The sequence below is a fragment of the Kitasatospora sp. NPDC048715 genome (assembly GCF_043198905.1).
Classification (GTDB): Bacteria; Actinomycetota; Actinomycetes; order Streptomycetales; family Streptomycetaceae; genus Kitasatospora; species Kitasatospora lactacystinica.
Genome location: NZ_JBICVH010000036.1, coordinates 1 through 24,594 on the forward strand (window position 1 = coordinate 1; position 24,594 = coordinate 24,594).

Consider the following 24,594-nt stretch of genomic DNA (forward strand, 5'->3'; position numbering starts at 1 on the left):
TTTGGCACGCTGTTGAGTTCTCAAGGAACGGACGCTTCCTTCGGACCGCCTTCCAGCGGACCCTCCGGGCTTCGTTCTTTCGTGTTTCCAGCTTACCAGACGTTTTCCGCTCCGTTTACCGGGGCTTCATTCATCCGATTCCCGCTGGCGGGATTTCCTGCGAACTTCGTTCCGAAGCCTATCAAGGCTTTCGGAGTGCTCAGTCCGTGGGATTTGCTTCGTCGGAGGGTGCGCATTTCGTGAAATGCACTCGCCTCGATTCGGCGGTGTCGTAGACACTAACGCCCGGAACCGACCGTTGTCCAGTCAGTCCCAACCGTTGAAACCTACTAGCCCGCCCTCACCACGTCAATGGTTTGGCCGGACGAGAGGAAGACTAGCAGGTCAGGGGCCTGTGGATCACATCGGCTCAGGCGGCGACCGGCTGGAGGTCCGCCCGGTCGGCCGCCTCCAGATCGCCGAACTCCCCGCCCTCGGCGGCCCTTCGGCCCAGCACCAGGGCGTAGAGGAGGAAGGCCGCCTCGGCCAGCACGCCGATGGAGATGCGGGCCCAGGTCGGCAGGCCGGACGGGGTCACGAAGGCTTCCAGGACGCCGGAGACGGCCAGGACCGTCGCCAGGCCGATCGACATGCCGATGATCGCGCGGCCCTGTTCGGCCAGCGCCACCGAGCGGGTGCGCGGGCCGGGGTCGATCACGGTCCAGCCGAGGCGCAGCCCGAGGCCGCCGGCCACGAAGACCGCGGTCAGCTCCAGCAGGCCGTGCGGAATGAGGAGGCCGAGGAAGACGTCGAGCCGCCCGGCGGAGGCCATCAGTCCGACGCCGATGCCGAGGTTCACCACGTTGGTCCACATCACGTAGAGCACCGGAACGCCCAGCGCGATCCCGAACAGCAGGCACTGCACGGCGATCCAGGCGTTGTTCGTCCACACCTGTGCCGCGAAGGAGCTGGCCGGCCGGTCCGAGTAGTACGCCTCGTACTGGCCGCCGGGGCGGGTCAGCTCGCCGAGGTGCTCGGGGGCGATCAGGCTGTTGCGGACCTCGGGGTGGGTGGCCATCCACCACGCGAGCAGTGCGGTGGCCACCATGGAGACGATCGCCACCGGTACCCACCAGCGGCGCGCGCGGTAGAGCGCGGCGGGGAAGCTCACCGCGTAATAGCGGGCGACGTCCTGCCAGCCGTTGGTCCGGGCGCCGGTGACCGCGCTGCGGGCGCGCGAGACCAGTCCGGTCAGCCGGCTCACCAGGGCCGGGTCGGGCGCGGCGGCCTGGACCTTGGCGAGGTGTCCGGTGGCGCGCTGGTAGAGCGTGACCAGTTCGTCGGCCTCCTCCCCGCCGAGCCGGCGCCGGCGGGCGAGGGCGTCCAGCCGGGCCCACTCCCCCTGGTGGGTGGCGACGAAGACGTCCAGGTCCATTTCGGCGGCTCCATGATCGGCGGCGGGCGCGGACGTGCGTGCGCGGGCGGGTGCGTCCAGGCGGGCGGCGGGTCCGGGCGGACACGTGCGGCCCAGCATGCCAGCAGCGGCCGCCGCCGCGGCCGCCGGGATCTCACTTCCCGTGCGCCCACTGGGCCCCGTATGTTTGCGGCTGCGGATCAGACTGCGGAGAGCGGGTCAGGGGGGCCGATCCGGGGTGATTCCCTCCCCCGGCACTGCCGCACTCCCAGGAGCGGATCTCCATGGGTGAGCCGTACGGGCTCCAAGAACGTGAACGGACAGGTGTCTTGAGCGACCTGGTGACGGGTGAGGCGGTCGTTCTCGGCCTCCGGACGGCGAAGCTTCCGAGCAGGGCCCTGGCGATCGTGATCGACCTGCTGGTGGAGTTCGCGGCCCTGCTGGTGTTCACGCTGCTGCTGAGCCTCGCCCTGATCGGGCTCGACGGCGCGGCGCTGGCCGCCACGATGATCGGCCTGACGGTGTTCTTCCTGGTGGCCGTGCCCGTGATGGTCGAGACCCTCACCCGCGGCCGTTCGCTCGGCAAGGCCGCGCTCGGCCTGCGGGTGGTGCGCACCGACGGCGGGCCGGTGCGGTTCCGGCACTCGCTGGTGCGCGGGCTGGTCGGCTTCTTCGAGATGATCGTGCTGACCGGCGCCCCGGCCGTGATCACCTCGGTGGTGCACTCGGACGGCAAGCGGCTGGGCGACATCTTCGCCGGGACGGTGGTCGTCCGCGAGCGCACCCCGGGCGCGGGCGGCACCGCCTCCCCGCTGCCGCCGGTCCACCCGCACCTGCTGCAGGCGATGGGCCACGAGCTGGTCGCGATGGACCTGTCCGCCGTACCCGAGCCGCTCTGGCTGGCCATCCGCCAACTGCTGGGCCGGGTCGGCCAGTTGGATCCGGCGGTGATGCTCCGGATGTCCACCCGGCTCGCCGAGGACCTGTCCGCCCGGATCGGCCACCCGATCGCGCCGGGGCTGCACCCGGCGGCGTACCTGGGCGCGGTGCTCACCGAGCGCCAGCGGCGGGAGTGGATGCGGGCCCAGGAGCAGCTGTGGGCGGCCGGACGGGGACCCGCCCAGGTGCCCGCTCCCCGTCCGGCCTCCGGTCCGGTCCCCGCGCCGGCTCCGACGGTCACGGCCGACGGACGGCCCGTCCGCGTCCTCGGCCTGCCGGCGCAGCGGCTCGCACCGGTGGCACCGACCGCGCCCGCCGCACCGCCGGTGCCCGTACCGCCCGCCGCCCCGGCATCGCCCCCGGCCCCGGCGGCTCCGTCCCTCGACAAGCCCGCCGCCGACACCGGCTTCGCCCCGCCCGCCTGAGCCGAGCCGGGTCGAGCCGGGGCGGGTCGGATCGGATCGGCCGGGCCGCCACGGCCCTGCCGGACCGCTACTCCTCCTCCGTCCCCACCCGCCAGGCGTTCGGCGGCGACGCCAGTTCCTCCAGCTCGATCCCCTCCGCCGCCAGCACCACGTCCCCCGCCAGGTGCACCACCTGCTGCTCGCCCGTCTCCAGGTCCGCCACCTGGTACCGCTCGACCAGCAGCGGCCCGGAATCCGTCTCGTGGGTGTCGACGCCCTCCAGCAGCCACCCCTGGTCGAGGGTGCGCGGAGCCAGCACCGGCTCGGTGAAGGCCACCAGCCGCACCCGCGCGCTCGCCCCCTCCGCCAGCCTCAGCAGCCGGGCGGTGGCGACCAGGAAGCCCGGCGAGCGGCCGGTGAAGGCGTGCGCCCGGTCGTGGCCCTCCGCCGCGTGCTCGCCGCCGGGGTCGGCCGCGTCGGTGCGGACCCAGGCCACCCCGTCCACCGCTCCGCCGCGCACCTGCCAGCCCCCGGCCCGCAGCTCCATCCGCAGCGGCCGGGCGCGCGAGTCCAGCGTGAGGTCGGTGCTGCCGAGCACCCGGCCGTCCGGCGCGTAGGTCTTGGAGACGTACCGCCACCCGGCCGCCCCGGGCGCGCAGCTGAAGCGCTCCTCCCCGAGCGGGACGTGGTCATGAGGGTCGTGGAGCGAGTACCGGCCGTTGGGCATGCCGGAAAGCCTACGTGCGCGCCGCGCGTGCAACCTTCCGCCCGGTGCCCGCATTAGAGCGGCGGACGGCGCGGCTGTGCGTCGCCACCACGACGAGAGGGGGTGCGGATGGCGAAGCGGACGCGCGACGCGGAGTTCACGGAGTACGTGGCCTCCAGGAGCGGCTGGCTGCGCAAGGTCGCCTATCTGCTGTGCGGGGACTGGCACCGGGCCGACGACCTGGTGCAGGAGTGCGCGACCAAGCTGTACGTGAACTGGTCACGGGCCGGCCGGGTCGAGAACCTGGACGGCTACGCCCGCAGGGTGCTGGTCAACACCTTCCTCGCCGAGCAGCGCTCGTCCTGGTGGCGGCGGACGTCGCGGACCGCGACGCCGGTGGACGTCGCCTCGGTGGCGGCCGACCTCGACGTCCAGCTCGACCTGCGCAGGGCGCTGGCCGCGCTGCCGCCCAGGCAACGGGCCACCGTGGTGCTCCGGTACTACTGCGACCTCACGGTCGATCAGACCGCCGAGGCGATGCGCTGCTCCTCGGGCAATGTGAAGAGCCAGACCTCGCGCGCTCTCGCCACCCTCCGGACGACGCTCGCCGCTCGCCCCACCACCGCCGAGAGGACGTCATGAGGACGCACGAGCAGCGTGATCTCACCGCCCGGCTGGGCGCCCTCACCGAGACCCCGGCGCCGCCCGCCGCGCTCGACACCTCGGCGGTGATCGCCCGCGGGCGGGTCCGGCTGCGCCGCCGCCGGCAGGCGCTGATCGGCGTGGTGGCCGGGTCGACCGCCACCGTGCTGGCCGGCGTGCTGCTGTTGCGCCCGGCCGGCGGGCCGCCCGCACCTGCCGTCCCCGCGCCGACCTCCCCGGCCTCGCCCACGCCGTCCCCGACCGCCGTCCCGACGCCGACGGCGTCCACCGGCCCGCTGAGCGCCGAGGCCCGCTTCGGCTGGCTGCCGCCGTGGCTGGCCCGACCGGCCGTCGGCTACGCGAACAGCGACGGACGGTCCGTCACCACCGCGGCCACCACGACCGCCGTCGAGAACGCCGTCCCCGCCCTGAAGCTCGAACTGCTGCGCGGCCCCGGCGAGCCCCTCGCCCCCGGGGTGCACACGGTCGCCGCGCCCGCGGTCGCCGGCCGGGAGGCCCAGTGGCTGGTCACCGACGCCTCGGGAGTCCCGGTCGGCCTGCGCTGGATGACCGCCTCCGGTCGCTGGGCCGATCTGAGGGCCACGCTGTGGATCGGGGCGAAGGTCAAGGAGGACCTGCTCAGGGTCGCGGCCGGGGTCGAGTTCGGCGGCCGGGACGTCCCGTTCCCGGTGCGGCCGACCGGCGTGCCCGCCGAGTTCGAGCCGCGGAACATCGAGGTCCACCGGCCGTCGAAGGACACCGAGCCCCCGTGGAGCGCCATCCTGTCGTACACCGTCGACGGGAAGTGGCTGAGCGTCACCGTCCAGCCGGAGAGCTTCGGGGTGTTCGTCGACGGCAGGCCGGACGGCGGCACCCCGGTGTGCCGCGTCGACAAGGGCGTCCGGCTCTGCGCCAACGGGACGGCCGCGGGGAGCCGGCCGGTGCAACAGGCCGGCGGACTGGCGGGCCTGCTCAGCCGGTTCACCGTGCTCGGTGCTGACGAGGCCTCCTGGACGGCGACGGGGCCCGCGGACCGGCCCCGCTGACGGAAGCGGCCGACGAACCTGCCGACGGGCCCCGCAGACGCCGGCGGCCGGCGCCCCCCGAGGGGAGGGCGCCGGCCGCCGGACGGTTCACCGATCAGTAGCGGTACTGCTCGGCCTTGTACGGGCCGTCGACCGGGACGCCGATGTAGTCGGCCTGGTCCTGGGTCAGGGTGGTCAGCTTCACGCCCAGCGCGTCGAGGTGCAGGCGGGCGACCTTCTCGTCCAGGTGCTTCGGCAGCACGTAGACGCCGATCGGGTACTGCTCGGTCTTCGTGAACAGCTCGATCTGGGCGATCGTCTGGTTGGCGAAGGAGTTGGACATCACGAAGGACGGGTGGCCGGTCGCGTTGCCCAGGTTCAGCAGGCGGCCCTCGGACAGCATGATGATGGTGTGGCCGTCGGCGAAGCGCCACTCGTGGACCTGCGGCTTGACCTCGGTCTTCACGATGCCGGGCAGCTTCGCCAGGCCCGCGATGTCGATCTCGTTGTCGAAGTGGCCGATGTTGCCGACGATCGCCTGGTGCTTCATCTGCTCCATGTGCGAGGCAAGGATGATGTCCTTGTTGCCCGTGGTGGTGATGAAGATGTCCGCGATCGAGACGACGTCCTCCAGGGTGGTGACCTGGTAGCCGTCCATCGCGGCCTGGAGCGCGCAGATCGGGTCGATCTCGGTGATGATCACGCGGGCGCCCTGGCCGCGCAGCGACTCGGCGCAGCCCTTGCCGACGTCGCCGTAGCCGCAGACGACGGCGACCTTGCCGCCGATCAGGACGTCGGTGGCGCGGTTGATGCCGTCGATCAGCGAGTGGCGGCAGCCGTACTTGTTGTCGAACTTCGACTTGGTGACGGCGTCGTTGACGTTGATGGCCGGGAACAGCAGCTTGCCGTCACGGTGCATCTCGTACAGGCGGTGGACACCGGTGGTGGTCTCCTCGGTCACGCCCTTGATCGTGGCGGCGACCTCGGTCCACTTGTTCGGGGTGTCCTTGAGGGTGCGGTTGAGCAGCTCCAGGATGATCCGGAACTCGTCGTTGTCCGCGGTGGACGGGTCCGGCGCGGCACCGGCCTTCTCGAACTCGACGCCCTTGTGGATCAGCAGGGTGGCGTCGCCGCCGTCGTCCAGGATCATGTTCGGGGTCTTGCCGTCAGGCCAGGTCAGGGCCTGCTCGGTGCACCACCAGTACTCGTCCAGGGTCTCGCCCTTCCAGGCGAAGACCGGCACGCCCTGCGGGTTCTCCGGGGTGCCCTCCGGGCCGACGGCGATGGCCGCGGCCGCGTGGTCCTGGGTGGAGAAGATGTTGCAGGAGCACCAGCGGACCTCGGCACCGAGCGCCGTCAGGGTCTCGATCAGGACGGCGGTCTGCACGGTCATGTGCAGCGAGCCGGTGATGCGGGCGCCGGCCAGCGGCTGCGACTCGGCGTACTCGGCGCGGATCGCCATCAGACCGGGCATCTCGTGCTCGGCCAGCTGGATCTCCTTGCGGCCGAACGGCGCCAGGGAAAGGTCGGCGACCTTGAAGTCACCGGTGATGTCGGTCGACATGCGTCTGCTCCTCGCTGATGGGGGTGGGGCCAAAGGTCCGGGCGTGCGTCGCGTGCGTCAGGCCGTACGGGTGCACGGCCACGCCGGAACAGCCGGGTCCGTGGTGGACCGGCTTCCCGTTGCGCAGCACAAACCGTCGGAGGACCTCTCTCCCTCGACCGGCGCACACCCTACGGGTGCGGACCGCCGATCGACCGCCATCAGCAGCGACGTTCTGGCTCTGGTGACGAATCTACACCGACGGCCCCGCCGGCCGTCCGCCGATGACCGATTTCGGCCCCCGGCCCGAGCGGCGCTCCAGCCGGGCCCCAGGGGCCCCGGCCGCGGGGCCGGGGCGGGGTTCAGTGCGCGTCGGCCGGGCCCGGACCACCGGGCGTGGCGGCCGGGTCGTCGCCCGCCGCGGCCTTCTCGGCGCTGTACACGTCGGGCTCCAGGTAGATCGCCCGGGCGATCGGGACGACCGCGCGGACCCGCTCCTCGGCCGCGTCGATCGCCGCCGCCACCCGGGCGGCACTGTCCTCGGCGTTGACGGCGATCTTGGCGGCGACCAGCAGCTCCTCCGGGCCGAGGTGCAGGGTGCGCATGTGGATCACCCCGGTGACCGTCTCGCCGTCCACCAGCGCCTCCCGGATCCGGTGCACCGAGTCCTTGTTCGCCGACTCGCCGAGCAGCAGCGACTTGGTCTCCATGGCGAGCACCACGGCGATCACCACCAGCAGGACGCCGATGCACAGGGTGCCGACGCCGTCCCAGACGCCGTTCCCGGTGATCACGGTGAGCCCGACGCCGAACAGCGCGAGCACCAGACCGATCAGCGCACCGGTGTCCTCCAGCAGCACCACCGGCAGCTCCGGCGCCTTCGCGGTGCGGATGAACTGCACCCAGCCCTGCCGGCCCTTGGCCTTGGCGGACTCCCGCATCGCGGTGAGGAAGGACCAGCCCTCCATCGCTATGGCGAAGACCAGCACGCCGACCGCCCAGCCCCAGGCGTCCAGGGTCTCCGGGTGGCTGATCTTGTGCCAGCCCTCGTAGATCGCGAACAGGCCACCGACGCTGAACAGCACGACGGCCACCAGGAAGCCGTACACGTAGCGCTCGCGGCCGTACCCGAAGGGATGCTCCTCGTCGGCCTCCCGGCGCGCCCGCTTGCCGCCGATCAGCAGCAGCACCTGGTTGCCGGAGTCGGCCACCGAGTGCACGCCCTCGGCCAGCATCGAGGAGGAACCGGTGAAGCCGAAGGCGGTGAACTTGGCCGCCGCGATCGCCAGGTTCGCGGACAGTGCCGCGATCAGTGCCTTGGTGCCGCCTTCGGTACTCACGCGACCGCCTCGCTGCGCTCGGCGGGCGCTTCGCACAATACGCGCCCTCTGATGATGAGCTCGCTTCGCTCACACATGCCTCGAAAGTCCTCACGGGTCGATCAGCTCGTCGAGCGCTTACCGTACCGGCCCGGAGGTTCCACCCGGCCGACCGTCTCAGGACTGCGCGGCGAGCCCCAGGTAGACGGCGGCGAAGTCGGTCAGCGCGACCAGGTCGGCCAGCGCGTGCAGCGGGTCCGGCCGGGCGCTCGCGTACTCGGTCAGCCGGACGTCGTGCGCGGCGGCCAGCCGGTGCGCCCGGCTCACGCCGAAACTGCGCGGCCCCGCGTCCTCCTCCGGCACCTCGGCCGGGCCGTCCTGCCCGTCCTCGGCCGCCGGGCCGGCCGCGCCCGGGGCGTGCCGCAGCAGCAGCACCTGAAGGTGCAGCGGGTCCGGCTCCTCGACCCGGTCGCGGAAGAAGTCGTCCGGGTCGGCACCCGCGCCCAACTGCCCGGTGAACATGCCGCGGTGGGCGGTGAGCACCTGCGGCAGCGGCCCGGCCAGCGCCGGGCGCCCGGCCCGGTCGGCCAGCTGGGCGGCGAACCGGGTGGCGGCCGCCCCCGCGATCGGGCCCTCGGCCCACAGCAGCGGGACCGTCCCGGCCAGCCGGGCGGCCAGGCCCTTCGCCGGGTTGGTGTACGCGGCGGCGTCCGGACGGCAGCGCACGGCGGTGGCGTCCAGCAGGTCGGCGACGGCCGGCAGCGCGTCGTACGGGAGCTGGGTGAGGCCGATCTTCTGGGCCAGCGCCAGCAGCGGGGTGAGGTGGGACCAGAGCGCCGCCGGGTCCTCGGCCGGCAGGTCCGGCTCGGCGGCCGCCACCGGCGCGAGGTCCTCGGACGACGCCGAGGCCACGAAGGGCAGCGGAAGGGCGCGCACCTGCAGCGCGGCCTCGGCCAGCGCGCTGCCGGCCGGGGCGGTGACGACGATCGCGCAGCCGCGCGCGTACGCCTGCTCGGCGAGGCCGACCAGGCCCTGCTCGCCGCCGTCGGCGGAACTGATCACCAGCAGGTCCAGCGGGCCGGCCCAGCCGGGCAGCTGCCAGCCGAGCCCGGCGGTGAAGGCGGGCGGGGCGCCGGCCCGGTCGGCGCGCGGGGCGGCCGCCTCGGTCGGCGGCAGCGGGGTGACCAGGGAGGCCGTGCCGGCCAGCGCGGACAGCATCTCGGCGGCGGTCAGCGCGCTGCCGTGCCCGGCGACCAGGACGGAACGCGGCCGGCCGTCCGGCCGCAGCCGGTCGAGCCCGGCCGCCTCGGCCCGGCGCAGCGCGGTGCGGACCCGTGCGCCCGCGCCGGCCAGGGCCAGCAGGGCGCGGTCGTGGTCGGCGCGCCGAAGGGCGGCCGGATCGTCGAGCAGGGTGTCGTCGAGCATGCGGCGAACCTCCGGCTGCGGTCCTCTGGGCGCGCGCTCCGCTGCGCGCCGGGCGGTCGGGGTGGGGCTTTCGCCCCGGGCAACGCCCCCAGCATCAGGCCGGGCGGCGGGCCTCGTCCACCAGGAGGACCGGAATGCCCTCGCGGACCGGGTACGCGAGGCCGCAGTCCGCGCCGGTGCAGACCAGCTCGGGCTGCTCCTCGGTGCCGCCCTCGGCGAGCGCGGCCCGGCACTGCGGGCAGACCAGGATCTCCAGCAGGAAGGATTCGAGCTTCATGGGGCTCTCCAAAGTTCGGGGGTGGCACGGAGGTGCCCCGGCCGATAGGAAATCCTACCGGCCGGGGCACCGGGGCCCGTGATCAGGCTCAGCCGCGGACGACGGCGAGCACGCCGTCGCGCAGCTCGGCCATCTTCGCCGGGTCCTTGGCCTCGACGTTCAGGCGCAGCAGCGGCTCGGTGTTGGAGGCGCGCAGGTTGAACCACCAGTCCGGGCCGGCCACGGTCAGGCCGTCCAGCTCGTCCACCGTGGTGCCCTCGGCGCCGGCGAAGGCGGCGCGGACGGCGGCCGTGCTGGCGGCCTGGTCGGCCACGGTGCTGTTGATCTCGCCGGAGGCCGCGTAGCGGTCGTACTCGGCGGTGAGCGCGGACAGCGTGCCCGGCTGGCCGCCGAGCGCGGCCAGCACGTGCAGGGCGGCCAGCATGCCGGTGTCGGCGCGCCAGAAGTCGCGGAAGTAGTAGTGCGCGGAGTGCTCGCCGCCGAAGACGGCGTCGGTCTCGGCCATCTCCTGCTTGATGAAGGAGTGGCCGACCCGGGTGCGCACCGGCTTGGCGCCGAGCTCGCGGACCACCTCGGGGACGGTCCAGGAGGTGATCAGGTTGTGGATGACCGTCGGCTCGGCCTCGCCGGCGGCGCGGGCGCGGGCGATCTCGCGGACGGCGACCAGGGCGGTGATCGCCGACGGGGAGACCGGCTCGCCGCGCTCGTCCACGACGAAGCAGCGGTCGGCGTCGCCGTCGAAGGCCAGGCCGATGTCGGCGCCGACCTCGCGGACCCGCGCCTGGAGGTCGACCAGGTTCTTCGGGTCGAGCGGGTTGGCCTCGTGGTTCGGGAAGGTGCCGTCCAGCTCGAAGTACATCGGCACGAGCTCGATCGGCAGGCCGTCGAAGACGGTCGGCACGGTGTGGCCGCCCATGCCGTTGCCGGCGTCCACCGCGACCTTGAGCCGGCGGATCCCGGTGAGGTCGACCAGGCCCAGCAGGTGGTCGGCGTAGCCGCGCAGGGTGTCCTGGGCGGACAGCTCGCCCGGCTTCACGTCCTTGGCCGGGACGGTGACGGTGTCGTCCTCGGCGGTCCAGGACTCGACCAGCTCGCGGATCTCGGTCAGGCCGGTGTCCTGGCCGACCGGGGCGGCGCCGGCCCGGCACAGCTTGATGCCGTTGTACTGGGCCGGGTTGTGGCTGGCGGTGAACATCGCGCCGGGCAGGTCCAGCTTGCCGCTGGCGTAGTACAGCTGGTCGGTGGAGCACAGCCCGATCTGCACCACGTCGGCGCCGTAGGCCGCGGCGCCCTCGGCGAAGGCCAGGCTCAGCGCCGGGGAGGAGGGCCGCATGTCGTGCCCGACCACGATCGCGGACGCGCCGGTGACCTGCACGAACGCGGCACCGAAGGCCCGGGACAGGCTCTCGTCCCACTGGTCCGGGACGACGCCCCGGACGTCGTACGCCTTCACGAGCTGCTTGAGGTCGCGCACTGCGGCTCCACCCTGGTCTTAGGACTGATCACGGAACGTCTGGGCCACCGCGCGTCGGATCGACGGGCGCGGTGACGGTAGACGGGCAGCGTACCCGGGCCGGACGAACACCCCGTGCCGGGTTGGTCCCGATCAGGCACGATCCGCCCGGCGGACCCCGGGCCTCAGTTGTCGGGCGAGCGCAGGACCCGGAGGTGGCCGCGGCGGCCGCCCTCGGTGGACTCGCCCTCGGGGCCGCGGCCCTGACGGGGGTTCTGCGGGCGGGCGGCCTCGCGAACGGCGTTGGCCAGCGCCTCCAGGTCGTCGCTGCTGCGGCGCAGCGGCCCGGCCTCGGCGGCGAGCCGGACGACCTCCCAGCCGCGCGGGGCGGTGAGGCGCTCGGCGTGCTCGGCGCACAGGTCGTAGCAGTGCGGCTCGGCGTAGGTGGCGAGCGGGCCGAGGACGGCGGTGGAGTCCGCGTAGACGTACGTCAGCGTCGCGACGGCCGGCCGGCCGCACGCGGTCCGCGAACAACGACGTACAGAGCTCACGAGGGTGGACGGTACCGCACTCCTCGCCGGGGAGCGAAGACCGCCTGCCCGGAAGGGGTGCCGTGTCGCACCGCGGGCGCCGGGGCCGCGTATCCAACGCCCCGTGCGATTCCCCGCCGGAGTGGTCCACTTCCGACCGTCCAAGGACTACCCTCGGCAGTGATATGGACAGCTCCGCACCGCAGTCATCGACAGGCCCGGCGCGCCGCCCCCGGCACCGCGACCGGCACGGGCGGGGCCTGCGCGGCCCGCTGGCGCCGCCCCAGGTGCCGATCTCGCTCACCCGCTCCGAACTGTTCGACGACTACGTGCGCGAGTCGGTGGAGCGCCTCGAACGGCGTTGGCCGCAGTTGATCGAGGTGGAGTTCGCCGTCCAGGAGGTGCCGCTGCACGAGCCGGACGGCGCCGACGCCGAGGACGGCGTGCCGCTGGGGCGGGTGTCGCCGGGCAAGCAGGGGCACAAGAGCCAGATCGTGGTGTACCGGCGGCCGGTGGAGATCCGGGCGAAGACCCGCGAGGACCGCGCGGCGCTGGTGCACGAGATCCTGATCGAGCAGGTCGCCGAGCTGCTGGGGCTGTCCCCGGACGCCATCGACCCGCGCTACGACGAGGACTGATCCCCCCGGGGCGGCACCAAGGGTGCCGCCCCGTCGGCTGCTCAGCGCAGGACGACGCCCGGATCCTGGCCGGCCTGCGGGACCTTGACGGTGCTGCGGTCGTCGCGCAGCGCCTGGACGGTGAACATCGGCACGTCCTTGGCCGGCAGGGAGAGCATCCGGGCGGCCACCACCGGGCCGCCCGAGACGGTCTCCGCGGTGAGCGCGAAGACGCCGTTCAGCCCGGCGGGCTCGGGCGCCGGGAGGGCGACCGTGCCGCCGGCCGGGACCTGGACCTCCTTGGTGGCCGGGGTGCCGCCGCCGCTGCCGGCCGAGGCGGTGACCCGGACGGTGGCGGCCTCGCCGCTGGAGGTCAGGTAGAGCGTGGAGGCGCCGGCCCGGTTGTCGGCGACGGTGGCGCGGGCTCCGACCGGGTTGCTGCCGGTGAGCCAGGCCGCGTCGGTCTTGCCGTTGGCCGCCGCCCGGTCGATCCGCAGTCCGGCGACGATCGGGGTGCGGTGCTTGTCGTCGCTGGGCGACAGCCGCAGCCCGGCGACCTCGTCGCGGGTGACCTTGCCGAGGTCGACGGCGGCCACCATGCCCGCCTTGACGTGGATCGACTCGTTGCCGGCCGGGCTGAACCAGCCGTTCTTGCCGGACAGCTGGATCTTCAGGTCGGCGTCGTCCTCCGGCGGCGCCCAGACCACCAGGCGGGCGGAGGCGGTGTCGGCGGGCAGGCCGGGCAGCACCTGGACGGGGGCCGGGTCGGCCGAGGCCGGGATCCAGTCCGCGCCCTTGCCGCCGTCGGCGGCGTGCAGCGCGGCGCCGACCCGTCCCGAGCGCACCACCACGTGCACCGCGAGGTCGGCGACCGCGCCCTTGCTGATGGTCGACAGCAGGACGGCCTGGGAGCTGCCGGGCGCGACGGTGATCCCGTTGGCCGAGTCGTTGTCGATCAGGCCCTTGTCGCCGTACAGCTTGATGTCCACCACCGCGGCGGAGGACTCGGTGTTGACCAGGCTGACGTAGTCGACCCGGTCGCCGGCGGTGCTGGCCCCGGCGAACCAGAAGCCGGTCCCGGCCGGGGCGCAGGTGAGGCCGGACAGGCCGAGGCCGCGCTGCTCGGTGACCACCGTGGTCTGGGTGACGGTGAAGCCGGGGGCGAGGGCGCCGGTGGCGACCGCCCCGGTGCCGGGCGCGGCGTCGCCGTTGGCGGCCGGGCCGGTGGCCGGGGTTCCGGGCTTGGGCACCGTCAGCCGGGCGTCGGCGGGCGCCGCGTTCTTGTCCTGGGCCGGGGCGGCGGGGGCGCCCGAGCCGGTCGGGGCCGGGGCGGCGGGGGCCGTCGGGGCCGCCGGCGCGGCGGTCGGCTGGGCGGCGGGCACGGCCGGCGCGGCCGCGTCGGAGAGCCAGCCGGCCCCGCCGGTGGCGGAGCCCGTCCCGGGCGGGGTGTAGGCGGTGAGCGTGGTCGAGCCGGTCAGGCTCTGGATCGGCTGCGGGCAGACCACCGAGGTCCGCTCGACCTGCTCGGTGGTGGGGGCGGCCCCGGTGGCCGCCTTGGCCGGGGCGGCCGGCGGGCGCACCTCGGCGATCCCGAACACCGCCGCGAGCACCACGGCCGCGGCGAGCAGGGACGGGGTGGTCCTGGCCCCGCCGCCGGCACCTGCGGCCCCCCCGGCGAACGGGCTGCGGCTGCGGCCGGGCCGGGCGGCCGGGGCCGCCCCGGTCGGCTCCGCCGCGAAGGCGGGCCCGGCCGGCCCGGCGGCCTCGCCGGCGCCGGACTTCTTCCTGAATGCGGGCTTCTTCATCGCGGGTCAGCTCCCCGATCCGTGCTGGTGCGGGTACCGGCCGGGGCCGTTGGGGTCGTTCGGGTCGTAGTAGGGCTCGCCCTGCTGCTGGCCAGGCAGCCAGGGCTGCTGCTCCGGCTGCTGCTGGTGGCCGTCGTACCCGTGGGCGTCGTAGCCGTACGGCTGCTGCTGTTCGGGCTGGTACGGCTGCTCGTAGCCCTGCGGCCGGGTGCCGTCGTACCCGTGGTTCTCGTAGCCGTGGGCGTCGTAGCCCTGGCCGCCGTACGGCGCGGCGACCGGCTGCTGGGCCGCGTACTGGTCGTAGCTGTACGGGTCGGCCTGCTGGTACGCCTGGTACGGGTCGGTGTACTGCTCGGCGTCCTGGATGGCGGCGGCCGCCTGGACGGCTCCGGTCACCGGCTCGCCGGCGGGCTGGGCCGGGATCGCGCCCGGCCGGTCGTACACCCCGGACTCGTCGGCACCGCCCTCGGCGCCGTCCGCGCCCTCGCCGCCCTCGCCGCGCTCGGCCATCCGGCGGGCCCGGCGGCTGCCGGGGGCGGGGGCCTGCGCCTGGGCGGCGGCGGCCAGCGCGGCGGCCGCGACGGCCTCCTCGGGCAGGTCGTCGTCCTTGTGGCTGCGGCGACCGGGCAGGGCCAGCACCAGGATGGTGAGGCCGAGCAGCACCTGGGCCCAGATCCAGCCGGTGTGGGCGGCGCCGCCCTCCCGGGTGACGGTCAGCTTCCCGCCGGCGGCCGGGAGCTTGAAGCCCTGCGCCCAGCCGTCGACCGTGGTGGGCTCCAGCGCGGTGCCGTCCACGGTGGCCTTCCACTCCGTGGCGGCGGACTCGGCGAGCCGCAGCACCCGGCCGTCCGGACCGGCCGGGACGGTGGCGGACAGGTCGCGGGCCCCGGACGGGACGACCACCGGGTTGGCACCGGGGGCGGTGATCACCGCGCGGACCGCGGGGGTGCCGTTGACCTGCCAGAGCGCGGCGGCACCGTCCTGGTTGGCCTTGACCAGGCCGGGGGTGGTGTCCAGGACGTCCTTGAAGACGTCGATCACCGGCTGCTGGACCAGCACGTAGGCGATGCCGTAGCCGGCCAGCGCGCTCGCCTGGTCGGCACCGGAGCCGGCCAGCAGGCTGCCGACCATCTTGTTCAGGCCGTCCTGGGTGCCGGTCGCCGGGTCGACGGTGGACTCGGCCTGGCCGAGCGTCAGCCCGGCGCCGCGCAGCACGGTGTAGCGGACCGCGCCGCCGCTCTTCTCCCCGGTGACGACCAGGGTGCGGGCCCGGTCGGTGGTGCCGGCCTCCTCGGCGATGAACGCGGGGACCTGGTCGGCCTGGCCTCGGTGCAGCGGGCCGCCGGCGCCGGTCAGCGCCCACCACAGGCCGGTGCCCAGCGGCGCCAGCACGGCCGTGGCCACCACCAGGGCGGCCACCGGCTGGCGCCAGCCGAAGGCGATCCCGGCCACGCGGGCGTTGGCGCCGTCGGCGCCGATCGCGGCGGCGGCCAGCAGGGCGATGCCGGCGATCAGGGTGGCCGGGCCGGCCCAGGCGGGCACCGCCGGGCCGCCGGAGGCCGGGGTGACGGAGGTGCCCGCCACCGCGACCGAGAAGACCAGGCCGGCACCGGCCGCACCCCAGGCGACGAGCACCGCGCGGCGGCGGTCGGCGCGCAGCAGCGCGGCCAGCGCGGCGAGCACGACACCCGCCGAGAGCCAGATCGGCGGCACCCCGGCGCCGCCCGGGTTGACCAGCAGCAGGCCGGCCGCGCTCGCGCCGCTGCCGTGCAGGCCGGGCAGCCCGGCCTCCAGCAGCAGCCGCTGCGGGTGCGACAGCACCGCGAGCGACCACGGCGCCAGCACCACGACGGGCACCGCCAGGATCACCAGGACGCGCAGGCCGAGCAGGCGCAGCGCCGCGCCGCCGGAGCCGAAGGCGCCGCCGCGCAGCACCGCGGCGACCAGCATCGCCAGGCAGAGCGGTACCGCGAGCGCCCAGGTCAGCGGGACGAAGGCGGTGGCCAGGGTGAGCAGCAGGACGGCCATCCAGACCGGGCGCCAGCCCGGGCGGGCGCCCTTGGCGGCGCTCTCGTCCCGGATGCCGAGGCCGGCCGCGATGGCGGCGGCGCGGGCCAGCGGCGGCAGCAGCACGGCGAGCACGGCGGTGCCGATCCGGCCCTGGGCGAGCGCGCCGGTCGCGGCGGGCAGCAGCGCGTAGGTGGCGCTGGCCCAGGCGCGGACCACCTTGGAGTCCAGCAGCGGCCGGGACACCAGGTAGGCGCTGACCGCGGCCAGCGGGACGGCGAGCACCACGATCAGGGTGAGCGCGAGGTCGGCGTGGTCGAAGAGCAGCCAGGAGAGCACGGCCAGCACGCCGAGGTACGGCGGCGCGGCGGCGGTGGAGCCGGTGCCGACCGGGTGCCAGGCGTCCGCGTACATCGACCAGAGGCCGCCGGCCCCGTCGGCCGCGGGCAGCAGGGCGCCGCCGAACAGCTCGCCGCTGCCGAACAGGCCGCGGCAGGCGATCAGGGCGAACACCAGCACGGCCGCGAACAGCACCGGCGCCGGGCGCCGGGCGAGCTTCTTGAGCAGCGCGAACTGCTCGACGACCAGGTCCTCGGCGTCCTCGTCGCCGCCGGCCTCGGCCGAGCCGTGCCGGCCGCTGTCGTCGCCGCCCCCTATCCCGAGCGAGCCGACGACGCCCTCGACCGCCAGCCGGGTGGTGGCGCCGGGGGCCGGGAAGAGCGTGCGGTCGTCCAGGGCGTCCGCCGCCCGGGACCGGGCACGGCGCTTGCGCGCGGCCAACAGCCGCGGGAAGCGGACGAGTTCGTGGCCGAGGCCGGCGAGTTCGTCGAAGGCCTGGCGCGGGTCCTTGCCGAGCAGGTTGGTGACGGCCCGCAGCAGGGTGCCGAGCACCAGCCGCAGCAGGACGTAGGGGAAGAGCGCGCCCTTGCAGTTGGTGAGCAGGGTGTAGACCGCGCCGGCCTTGTCCACCCGGTGCGGGTGGGAGGGGCCGCAGTCGATCGCGCGGCGCTCGCGGGAGGACGCCTCGGCGTGCCGCAGCACGGCGTCGGGGGCGACCACCACGCGGTGGCCGGCGGCGTTGACCCGCCAGCAGAAGTCGGTGTCGTCCCGCATCAGCGGGAGCGCCCTGTCGAAGCCGCCGAGCTCCTCGAAGACGTCCCGGCGCACCAGCATGCCGGCGCTGGAGACGGCGAGCACCGGGCGGACCTGGTCGTGCTGGCCCTGGTCCTGCTCGCGGCGGTCCAGGCCGGTCCAGCGGCGGCCGGAGTGGGCGATGGTGACGCCGACCTCCAGCAGCTGGCGGCGGTCGTACCAGCTGCGCAGCTTGGGGCCGACCACGGCGGCGCTGGGGGTGGAGTCGGCGACCTGGAGCAGCCGGCGCAGCGCGTCGGTCTGCGGTTCGCAGTCGTCGTGCAGCAGCCAGAGCCATTCGACCGGCCGGGTCTCGCGGGGGCCGCCGCGGCCGAGGTCGTCCTCCTGGGCGAGCGGGTCGCCGAAGTCGTCCCAGCCGCCGGTGACCGGGTCGTAGCCGGAGGGGTCGAGCCGGTACGGCAGGTCTTCCGGACGCAGGGGCGCGCTGCTCGACACGGCCTCGGCGACGGCGGTGCCGAAGCCGGCCCGGCGGCCGAGGACCAGCGGGCCGCTGTCCGGCAGCCAGTCGGCGAGGGTGTCGGCGAGCAGTTGCGGAGAGTTGTCGGTGGATCCGGTGTCGACGGCGAGGATCCGCTGGACCTGGCGGTCCTGACCGAGCAGGCCGGCCATGGCCTGCGGCAGCCAGCGGGCGCCGTCGTGCGAGACGATCACGGCGGTGACCAGGTGGCGCGGGTAGGCGGGCGGCCGGGAAGCGGTGGAGCCGCTCTGGTGGCTGTAGACGGTCATCGCGTGCGCGGGCCCCAGTTCTCGGTGGACACAGCCGGTGAACGGCAACCGGATGGCGCACCACACTAACGGCTCCGGGTGGCCGCTTCGTCCGGGGTGTGCGTGCGGAGACCGTGAAGGGGGCCCCGGGAACACGAAAGCGCCCCACCACCGCGGTGAGGCGCCCGTACGGCTGTGCGGCTGTCCGTCGCTGTCGAAGGGTCAGCGAGGGTCGGGGCCGCCCGTCAGACCGCGCTCTTCTTGAGCCGGCGGCGCTCGCGCTCGGAGAGGCCGCCCCAGATGCCGAAGCGCTCGTCATTGGCGAGCGCGTACTCCAGGCACTCGGAGCGGACCTCGCAGGCGAGGCAGACCTTCTTGGCCTCGCGGGTCGAGCCGCCCTTCTCGGGGAAGAAGGACTCGGGGTCGGTCTGGGCGCACAACGCGCGCTCCTGCCAGCCGAGTTCCTCCTCGTCCTCCGCGATGCCGTCCCCGATCAACAGCTCAAAGAGCTCGCTCATGTGGCGCGCCTCCTCTGCCCCTACTTGGCGTCCCCGTGGTTGCCGTTGCCTCGTGCGGCCGACGACACGAGTGAAATTACAGTTGCGTCACTCTGGCCCAGTCAAGCCGAGCTCTGGTATTGGGGCCGGGATTCACTCCCTGGCACCAAGCCGTTACGAATAGTGTACATATACGGACACATCGGACCTTCTGCCTCAAGGTCCTGAACAGTGCCGAACCATCCGCAACCATTCGGCAGGTGACGCCCGGTCACCGCCACAGGCCGGTCATCGGGCTGCCTTCCCGGCGATCTTCCCATCGAAACATAGAGAGTGATGAATCACCCCATCAGGGAAAGATCCGGACCTAACCCACTCGAATGCCGCATCCTTTGGTTTGACACCGCCCCCGCGGATGCGGTGTCCTTGCTTCTATGTCAGAGTTCGCCAGCCCCCGGAGCGGTTCCACCCTCCGCCGTGCCGTGAACTCTTGTTGTCGCCTCTGTTCCTGCTGTATCTAGGCGCCCGCGTCCCACCGCGCGCCGCCCCCAGGAAGCACAGAGGCCGCCCGCGATTCCCGTCCCAGGACATCCGGATCCGGCCGATCCCACGAACCGGCCGACTCCTCCGAGGACGACTCCCGTGCGCATGATCCGCATCCGCAAGCGGAACCGCGACCGCAACAAGCTCGCCCACCGCGGCCCCGCCACCGCCCCCGCCGGCACCCCCGCCGGCCCCCGGACCCGCCAGTGGGCCGACGGCCTCAGCGACGTCTCCATCGCCGGCGACCCGCTCGCCTTCCCGCACCTGGCCCGCACCGACCTGCCGGCCCACCCCACCACCGTCGCCGGGTACGCCCGGCTGGTGCGCGAGATCGCCGCCGACCGCACCCGCTGGGAGCCGCTCGTCCGCTACGACGCGCTGACCCGCTGGTACGCCCGGCTGGAGACCGGCCCCGGCTACGAGGTCTGGCTGCTCAGCTGGCTGCCCGGCCAGTCCAGCGGCTTCCACGACCACGGCGAGTCCTCCGGCGTGATGAGCGTCGTCAAGGGCGAGCTGATCGAGCGCTCCCTCACACACGCGGGCGAGGGCGCCCGCGCCCTGCGGCCCGGCGGCCAGCGTGTGTTCTCCTCCGGCTACCTGCACGAGGTCGTCAACGGCGCGCTCGAACCCGCCGTCTCCATCCACCTCTACACCCCGGGCCTGACCGAGATGAACCAGTACGGCGCCGCCGCCGTCCCCGAGCAGCACCCCGAGCAGCAGGCACAGGCCGGGTCGCACTGATCACGGGCTGACGGAGGGTCCGACCGTGGCAGGATGAGTCCCATGCGCATCGTGGCACTGGCAGGCGGAATCGGCGGGGCGCGCTTCCTGCGCGGACTCCGCGCGGCGGTCGGACCGCAGGACGAGATCACCGTCATCGGCAACACCGGCGACGACATCCACCTCTACGGCCTCAAGGTCTGCCCCGACCTGGACACCGTGATGTACACCCTCGGCGGCGGCATCCACGAGGAACAGGGCTGGGGCCGGACCGACGAGACCTGGTCCATCAAGGCCGAGATGAAGGCGTACGGCGTCGGCCCCGAGTGGTTCGGGCTCGGCGACCGGGACTTCGCCACCCACCTCGTGCGCAGCCAGATGCTCACCGCCGGGTACAGCCTCACCCAGGTCACCGAGGCGCTGTGCGTGCGCTGGAAGCCGGGCGTGCGACTGCTGCCGATGAGCGACGACCGGGTCGAGACCCACGTGCGGATCACCGACGAGCAGGGCACCCGGGCGATCCACTTCCAGGAGTACTGGGTCAAGCTGCACGCCGCGGTGGACGCCGAGGCGGTCGTCGCGGTCGGCGCGGACACCGCCAAGCCCGCGCCCGGCGTGCTGGAGGCGATCGCCGGGGCGGACGTCATCCTCTTCCCGCCGTCCAACCCGGTGGTCTCGATCGGCACCATCCTCGCCGTCCCCGGCATCCGGGAGGCGGTCGCCGCCGCGCCCGCGCCGGTCGTCGGGCTCTCCCCGATCATCGGCGGGGCGCCGGTGCGCGGCATGGCCGACAAGGTGCTCGCCGCCGTCGGCGTCGAGGCCACCGCGGAGGCGGTCGCGCTGAACTACGGCAGCAGGGCGGCGCTGCGAAGCGGCCCGGGCGAGAGCGGCGACGGGCGAGGGGCGGGCCTTCTCGACGGGTGGCTGGTCGACAGCGCCGACGAGGCCTCGGTGGCCGCCGTCGAGGCCGCCGGGATCGCCTGCCGGGCCGTCCCGCTGCTGATGACCGACGTCGAGGCCACCGCCGAGATGGCGCGCACCGCGCTGGCGCTGGCGGAGCAGGTGCGGAAGTGACGCTGGAGGTCCTCGGAGTCGACGGCATCCCCGAGATCGAGGCGGGGGCGGACCTGGGCGAGCTCATCGCCAAGGCGGGGACGTACCAGGACGGCGACATCCTGCTGGTCACCTCGAAGATCGTCAGCAAGGCCGAGGACCGGCTGCTGCACGCCACCGACCGCGAGGACGCGATCGACGCCGAGACCGTCCGGCTGGTCGCCCGGCGCGGACCGATCCGGATCGTGGAGAACCGCAACGGCTTCGTCATGGCCGCCGCCGGGGTCGACGCCTCCAACACCGCCCCCGGCACCGTCCTGCTGCTGCCCGAGGACCCGGACGCCTCCGCGCGGGCGCTGCGGGCCCGGCTCCAGCAGCTCACCGGCCGCCGGCTCGCCGTCGTCGTCACCGACACCTTCGGACGGCCGTGGCGCAACGGGCTGACCGACGTCGCGATCGGCGCCGCGGGCCTCTCCGTCCTGGAGGACCACCGGGGCCGCACCGACAGCCACGGCAACCAGCTGGAGATGACCGTCACCGCGACGGCCGACGAACTCGCCGCCGCCGCCGACCTGGTGAAGGGCAAGGCCTCCGGCATCCCGGTGGCGGTCGTGCGCGGGCTCGAGCACCTCGTCACCGCCGAGGACGGCGAGGGCGTCCGGCCGCTGGTCCGGCCCTCCGTCGACGACATGTTCCGGCTCGGCACCTCCGAGGCGCTGCGGCAGGCCGTCACCCTGCGGCGCACCGTCCGCTCCTTCACCGCGGAACCGGTCGACCCGGCCGCCGTCCGCCGCGCCGTCGCCGCCGCCGTCACCGCGCCCGCCCCGCACCACACCACGCCGTGGCGGTTCGTGCTGCTGGAATCGGCGGACACCCGGGTGCGGCTGCTCGACGCGATGCTCGCCGCCTGGCAGCGCGACCTGCGCGAACTCGACGGCTGGGACGAGGCGAGGATCGCCCGGCGCACCGCCCGCGGCAACGTCCTGCGCGACGCCCCCTACCTGGTGGTGCCCTGCCTGGTGACGGACGGCTCGCACGACTACCCCGACCCGCGCCGGGCCACCGCCGAACGGGAGATGTTCACCGTCGCCGTCGGCGCCGCCGTGCAGAACCTGCTGGTCGCGCTCACCGGCGAGGGCTACGGCTCCGCCTGGGTCTCGTCCACCATGTTCTGCCGCGACACCGTGCGCGAGGCGCTGGACCTCCCGGACGACTGGGACCCGATGGGCGCCGTCGCCGTCGGCCGCCCCGCCGAGCCGCCGAAGGCCCGCCCGGAACGCGGCGCCGACGCCTTCATCGCGGTGCGGTAGCGGCCGCGCGCCCGGACGGCCGGGCCGCCGCACTCAGCGGCGGCGGTGGTCGTTGGGGGTCAGGCGCGGGCCGTAGCGGGGGGCGTGGACGCCGGTGGCCAGCAGGAGGCGGCAGACGCGGTGGCGCTGGGGACGGTAGGGCTCCAGCAGCGCCAGCATCTGGGCGTCGTCGCTGCGGGGGCGGCCGGCCAGGGCCCAGCCGACCAGATCGGGCAGGTGGAAGTCCCCGACCGAGACCGCGTCCGGATCGCCGTTGCTGCGCTGCAGGGTCTCGGCGGCCGTCCAGACCCCGATGCCCGGGACGGCGGTGAGGCGGGCGAAGGCCTCCTCGTGGCCCATCGCCGAGGCCTCCTCCAGCCGCGGCGCCAGCCGGACCGCGCGCATGATCGTCGCCGAGCGCTTCGGGTCCACGCCCGCCCGGTGCCACTCCCAGCTCGGCACCAGCGCCCACTCGCGGGCCGACGGTGCCACCCGCATGCCCTCGGCCGGGCCCGGCGCCGGGGTGCCGAAGTCCCGCAGCAGGGTGCGCCAGGCGCGGTAGGCCTCGTCGGTGGTGACCTTCTGCTCCAGGATCGCCGGAACCAGCGACTCCAGCACCAGACCGGTCCTGGCCAGCCGGACCCCGGCGGTACGGCGCTGGGCGTCCCGCAGCGGGCCGGGCGGCAGGACCAGCGCCTCCGGGGCGTCGTCGGCGCCCAGCAGGGTGGGGAGGCGGTCGAGGAGCCAGTCCGCGCCCGGGCCCCAGGCGCTCGCCTCGACCTCGCCGGCGGCCGGACGCGGCAGCACCCGCAGGGTGCCGATGCCGGCCGGGGTGCGGGAGGCGCGCCAGACGGCGCCGTCACCGGTGCTGCGGTACGCCGGATCCGCGGGGCCCCGGCGCAGCGGGAGCAGGGTGCGGGCCACGTCCAGCGGGAAGCCCGGGCGCCAGCGCCGTACCGCTTCCACCGCTCTCGCCTCCCGCGTCGCCTCCGGACATGAACGATACGCGCGGGGTCGGACAGACCCGCGGGGGCGGCGAGCGGGGCGACGGGGGTCCGCCGGACGACATCGCCTCCCCGGCCCTTCCCCGTGCCCGGTCGGGACACGGGAAGGGGCGGGGTGGGGAGGGGTCAGCGGGTCTGGAGGAGGGCGGCCGCAGTGCGCAGGGCGGGGAGCAGGGCGTAGAGGGCGTTGCCCGGGCACTCGGTGGCGACGGCGTCGCGGTGTCCGGAGACGGCGTCGAACTCGACGACGCTGCCCCTGGGGAAGCGGCTGGCGCCCGAGGAGGAGGTGAGCTTGGTACGGCCGTCGGCGGGTTGGGCTTCGAGGCCGAGCTTCCAGGCGGCGAGCGCGGCGAGGCCGTCGACGAGCGGCTGGGCCGGCCGGCCGTCGACGTAGGTGCCGAGCGCGGCGACGCCGGAGGAGTCGGCGTTGAAGCCGAGGGTGTGGGCGCCCTGGACGGACCGCTCGACGCCGCCCGCCCGGCCCTCGTAGACGGTCCCGCAGCGGTCGACCAGGAAGTTGTAGCCGATGTCCCGCCAGCCGTTGGTCTTCACGTGGTACTGGTAGATCGCCCGGATCACCCGGGGAGCGTCGGCGCAGGCGTAGTCCGTGGCGGTGTCGGTGTGGTGGACGAAGACCTCGCGGACCGGGCCGGTGTACACGAAGTCCCGCTCGCGCAGTGACTCGTCGGCCCCCCAGCCGGCCCGGGTGACGATCGTCGGGCGCGGAGCCTGGCCCTTGGGCCCCGGCTCGGTGGACGGCCCCGGCTCGGTGGACGGCCCCGGCTCGGTGGAGGGCCCCGTCGGCGGGTTCGCGGGCGGGTCCGTCGGCGACCCGGTCGACGGATCTGTCGGCGGATTCACGGGAGGCCCGGTTGTCGGGTCCGGCGGAGAGGCCGTCGGCGGGTTGGCGGGCGGGTCCGTCGGCGGGTTCACGGGCGGGTCTGTCGGCGAGGCCGTCGGCGGGTTCACGGGCGGGTCCGTCGGCGACCCGGTCGGCGGGTCCGTCGGCGGATTCACGGGCGGGTCCGTCGGCGAGGCCGTCGACGGCCCGGTCGGCGGCTCCGCGGGCAGGGTCCGTAGGCCCGCCGGGGCGGCCCCGTTCCCCGGGTCGACCAGGTCGAGCCGCAGCCCGGCCGGGACTCCGGCGGGCCCGGGCCGGACCTCGACCGCGACGCCGTCGCTGCGGCCCGTCCAGAGCGGGGCGGTGGCGCCGTGCGCCGGGTGGTCGGGGCCGTCCTCGGGACCGGCCTCCAGGCGGTGCCAGGCACTCCAGCGGCCGGTGGCCGCGTCCCGGGTGCGGACCCGGACCACCGCCCCGGCGAGGGCGTCCGCCGGGCCGTCCCAGCCCAGGCCGAGGAGTTCGAACGGTCGGGTGCCGCGCGCGGCGAGGCCGGTCCCGGCGGGCAGCGGGAGGGTGGTGGTCGAGCCGCCGCCGGCGAACTCGCGGCGCTGCGGCGTCGGCGAGGGGGTCGCGGTGGCGGCGGGTTGGAGCAGGAGGGCGGCGGTGCATCCGGCGAGCAGGGCGGCCGGGAGTGAGAGGCGCATA

General features: G+C 74.7%; 20 protein-coding genes. 7 read left to right on the forward strand and 13 right to left on the reverse strand.

The window, feature by feature from the left end:
- Positions 1-409 precede the first annotated feature (409 nt).
- Positions 410-1,414, reverse strand: a complete 1,005-nt coding sequence (locus ACGFSC_RS42290; RefSeq protein ID WP_359915518.1) for a stage II sporulation protein M — start codon at positions 1,412-1,414, stop codon at positions 410-412.
- 308 nt (positions 1,415-1,722) lie between these two features.
- On the opposite strand from ACGFSC_RS42290, the gene ACGFSC_RS42295 reads away from it, so the two are divergent.
- On the forward strand, positions 1,723-2,757 hold the full coding sequence (locus ACGFSC_RS42295) for an RDD family protein (protein ID WP_359915516.1): 1,035 nt from the start codon (positions 1,723-1,725) through the stop codon (positions 2,755-2,757).
- Positions 2,758-2,824: 67 nt separating this feature from the next.
- Here the strand turns inward: ACGFSC_RS42295 and ACGFSC_RS42300 are convergent, their stop codons facing one another.
- Positions 2,825-3,463, reverse strand: coding sequence for a hypothetical protein (locus ACGFSC_RS42300; protein WP_359915514.1), 639 nt, complete (start codon positions 3,461-3,463; stop codon positions 2,825-2,827).
- Positions 3,464-3,571: 108 nt separating this feature from the next.
- Between ACGFSC_RS42300 and ACGFSC_RS42305 the strand changes: the two genes are divergently transcribed.
- Together ACGFSC_RS42305 and ACGFSC_RS42310 are read left to right on the forward strand one after the other, a co-directional pair.
- Positions 3,572-4,084: a SigE family RNA polymerase sigma factor gene (locus tag ACGFSC_RS42305; RefSeq protein WP_359915512.1), complete on the forward strand. Its 513-nt coding sequence runs from the start codon at positions 3,572-3,574 to the stop codon at positions 4,082-4,084.
- On the forward strand, positions 4,081-5,130 hold the full coding sequence (locus tag ACGFSC_RS42310) for a hypothetical protein (RefSeq protein WP_359915510.1): 1,050 nt from the start codon (positions 4,081-4,083) through the stop codon (positions 5,128-5,130). The genes ACGFSC_RS42305 and ACGFSC_RS42310 overlap by 4 nt, the downstream gene beginning before the upstream one ends.
- Positions 5,131-5,224: 94 nt before the next feature.
- Here the strand turns inward: ACGFSC_RS42310 and ahcY are convergent, their stop codons facing one another.
- The 6 genes from ahcY to ACGFSC_RS42340 form a co-directional block, all read right to left on the reverse strand.
- Positions 5,225-6,673: an adenosylhomocysteinase gene (gene ahcY, locus ACGFSC_RS42315; protein ID WP_359910063.1), complete on the reverse strand. Its 1,449-nt coding sequence runs from the start codon at positions 6,671-6,673 to the stop codon at positions 5,225-5,227.
- Positions 6,674-7,014: 341 nt separating this feature from the next.
- The gene (locus tag ACGFSC_RS42320) at positions 7,015-7,992 is read right to left on the reverse strand and encodes a cation diffusion facilitator family transporter (RefSeq protein WP_359910066.1); all 978 of its coding nucleotides are present in this window, start codon (positions 7,990-7,992) and stop codon (positions 7,015-7,017) included.
- Positions 7,993-8,148: 156 nt separating this feature from the next.
- Positions 8,149-9,396 (reverse strand): SIS domain-containing protein, encoded by a 1,248-nt coding sequence (locus ACGFSC_RS42325; RefSeq protein WP_359910069.1) that lies wholly within the window; start codon positions 9,394-9,396, stop codon positions 8,149-8,151.
- A gap of 94 nt (positions 9,397-9,490) precedes the next feature.
- Positions 9,491-9,673 carry a Trm112 family protein gene (locus ACGFSC_RS42330; protein WP_224284587.1) on the reverse strand — a complete coding sequence of 61 codons (183 nt, stop codon included), beginning with the start codon at positions 9,671-9,673 and terminating at the stop codon, positions 9,491-9,493.
- An 88-nt stretch (positions 9,674-9,761) separates the two neighbouring features.
- Positions 9,762-11,147 (reverse strand): phosphomannomutase/phosphoglucomutase, encoded by a 1,386-nt coding sequence (locus tag ACGFSC_RS42335; RefSeq protein WP_359910073.1) that lies wholly within the window; start codon positions 11,145-11,147, stop codon positions 9,762-9,764.
- 164 nt (positions 11,148-11,311) lie between these two features.
- Positions 11,312-11,677 (reverse strand): DUF3499 domain-containing protein, encoded by a 366-nt coding sequence (locus tag ACGFSC_RS42340; RefSeq protein ID WP_359910076.1) that lies wholly within the window; start codon positions 11,675-11,677, stop codon positions 11,312-11,314.
- A gap of 164 nt (positions 11,678-11,841) precedes the next feature.
- Between ACGFSC_RS42340 and ACGFSC_RS42345 the strand changes: the two genes are divergently transcribed.
- Positions 11,842-12,294: a metallopeptidase family protein gene (locus tag ACGFSC_RS42345; protein WP_359910079.1), complete on the forward strand. Its 453-nt coding sequence runs from the start codon at positions 11,842-11,844 to the stop codon at positions 12,292-12,294.
- A gap of 41 nt (positions 12,295-12,335) precedes the next feature.
- Here ACGFSC_RS42345 and ACGFSC_RS42350 read toward each other — a convergent pair whose 3' ends face one another.
- From ACGFSC_RS42350 to ACGFSC_RS42360, 3 genes are all read right to left on the reverse strand, one after another.
- The gene (locus tag ACGFSC_RS42350; protein ID WP_359910081.1) at positions 12,336-14,078 is read right to left on the reverse strand and encodes a DUF5719 family protein; all 1,743 of its coding nucleotides are present in this window, start codon (positions 14,076-14,078) and stop codon (positions 12,336-12,338) included.
- A gap of 6 nt (positions 14,079-14,084) precedes the next feature.
- Positions 14,085-17,963, reverse strand: coding sequence for a glycosyltransferase family 2 protein (locus ACGFSC_RS42355; RefSeq protein WP_359910084.1), 3,879 nt, complete (start codon positions 17,961-17,963; stop codon positions 14,085-14,087).
- Positions 17,964-18,187: 224 nt separating this feature from the next.
- Positions 18,188-18,460, reverse strand: a complete 273-nt coding sequence (locus tag ACGFSC_RS42360) for a WhiB family transcriptional regulator (RefSeq protein WP_030062195.1) — start codon at positions 18,458-18,460, stop codon at positions 18,188-18,190.
- 621 nt (positions 18,461-19,081) lie between these two features.
- On the opposite strand from ACGFSC_RS42360, the gene ACGFSC_RS42365 reads away from it, so the two are divergent.
- The 3 genes from ACGFSC_RS42365 to ACGFSC_RS42375 are packed head-to-tail and all read left to right on the forward strand — an operon-like array spanning position 19,082 to position 22,065.
- Positions 19,082-19,723, forward strand: a complete 642-nt coding sequence (locus ACGFSC_RS42365) for a cysteine dioxygenase family protein (RefSeq protein ID WP_359910087.1) — start codon at positions 19,082-19,084, stop codon at positions 19,721-19,723.
- Positions 19,724-19,765: 42 nt separating this feature from the next.
- On the forward strand, positions 19,766-20,776 hold the full coding sequence (gene cofD, locus ACGFSC_RS42370) for a 2-phospho-L-lactate transferase (RefSeq protein WP_359910090.1): 1,011 nt from the start codon (positions 19,766-19,768) through the stop codon (positions 20,774-20,776).
- Entirely contained in the window at positions 20,773-22,065 is a 1,293-nt protein-coding gene (locus tag ACGFSC_RS42375; RefSeq protein WP_359910093.1) for a coenzyme F420-0:L-glutamate ligase, read from the forward strand. Before cofD ends, ACGFSC_RS42375 begins: the two co-directional genes overlap by 4 nt.
- Positions 22,066-22,098: 33 nt before the next feature.
- Here the strand turns inward: ACGFSC_RS42375 and ACGFSC_RS42380 are convergent, their stop codons facing one another.
- Both ACGFSC_RS42380 and ACGFSC_RS42385 read right to left on the reverse strand, forming a co-directional pair.
- Positions 22,099-23,010 (reverse strand): DNA-3-methyladenine glycosylase 2 family protein, encoded by a 912-nt coding sequence (locus ACGFSC_RS42380; RefSeq protein ID WP_359910096.1) that lies wholly within the window; start codon positions 23,008-23,010, stop codon positions 22,099-22,101.
- A 164-nt stretch (positions 23,011-23,174) separates the two neighbouring features.
- Entirely contained in the window at positions 23,175-24,593 is a 1,419-nt protein-coding gene (locus ACGFSC_RS42385) for an N-acetylmuramoyl-L-alanine amidase (protein ID WP_359910098.1), read from the reverse strand.
- Position 24,594: the final 1 nt, after the last annotated feature.

Coding starts and splice junctions, on each gene's coding strand:
- ACGFSC_RS42290 (WP_359915518.1), bottom strand. CDS start 1,414: ATGGACCTGGACGTCTTCGTCGCCACCCACCAGGGGGAGTGGGCCCGG.
- ACGFSC_RS42300 (WP_359915514.1), bottom strand. CDS start 3,463: ATGCCCAACGGCCGGTACTCGCTCCACGACCCTCATGACCACGTCCCG.
- ACGFSC_RS42305 (WP_359915512.1), top strand. CDS start 3,572: ATGGCGAAGCGGACGCGCGACGCGGAGTTCACGGAGTACGTGGCCTCC.
- ACGFSC_RS42310 (WP_359915510.1), top strand. CDS start 4,081: ATGAGGACGCACGAGCAGCGTGATCTCACCGCCCGGCTGGGCGCCCTC.
- ahcY (WP_359910063.1), bottom strand. CDS start 6,673: ATGTCGACCGACATCACCGGTGACTTCAAGGTCGCCGACCTTTCCCTG.
- ACGFSC_RS42325 (WP_359910069.1), bottom strand. CDS start 9,396: ATGCTCGACGACACCCTGCTCGACGATCCGGCCGCCCTTCGGCGCGCC.
- ACGFSC_RS42330 (WP_224284587.1), bottom strand. CDS start 9,673: ATGAAGCTCGAATCCTTCCTGCTGGAGATCCTGGTCTGCCCGCAGTGC.
- ACGFSC_RS42345 (WP_359910079.1), top strand. CDS start 11,842: ATGGACAGCTCCGCACCGCAGTCATCGACAGGCCCGGCGCGCCGCCCC.
- ACGFSC_RS42350 (WP_359910081.1), bottom strand. CDS start 14,078: ATGAAGAAGCCCGCATTCAGGAAGAAGTCCGGCGCCGGCGAGGCCGCC.
- ACGFSC_RS42355 (WP_359910084.1), bottom strand. CDS start 17,963: ATGACCGTCTACAGCCACCAGAGCGGCTCCACCGCTTCCCGGCCGCCC.
- ACGFSC_RS42360 (WP_030062195.1), bottom strand. CDS start 18,460: ATGAGCGAGCTCTTTGAGCTGTTGATCGGGGACGGCATCGCGGAGGAC.
- cofD (WP_359910090.1), top strand. CDS start 19,766: ATGCGCATCGTGGCACTGGCAGGCGGAATCGGCGGGGCGCGCTTCCTG.
- ACGFSC_RS42385 (WP_359910098.1), bottom strand. CDS start 24,593: ATGCGCCTCTCACTCCCGGCCGCCCTGCTCGCCGGATGCACCGCCGCC.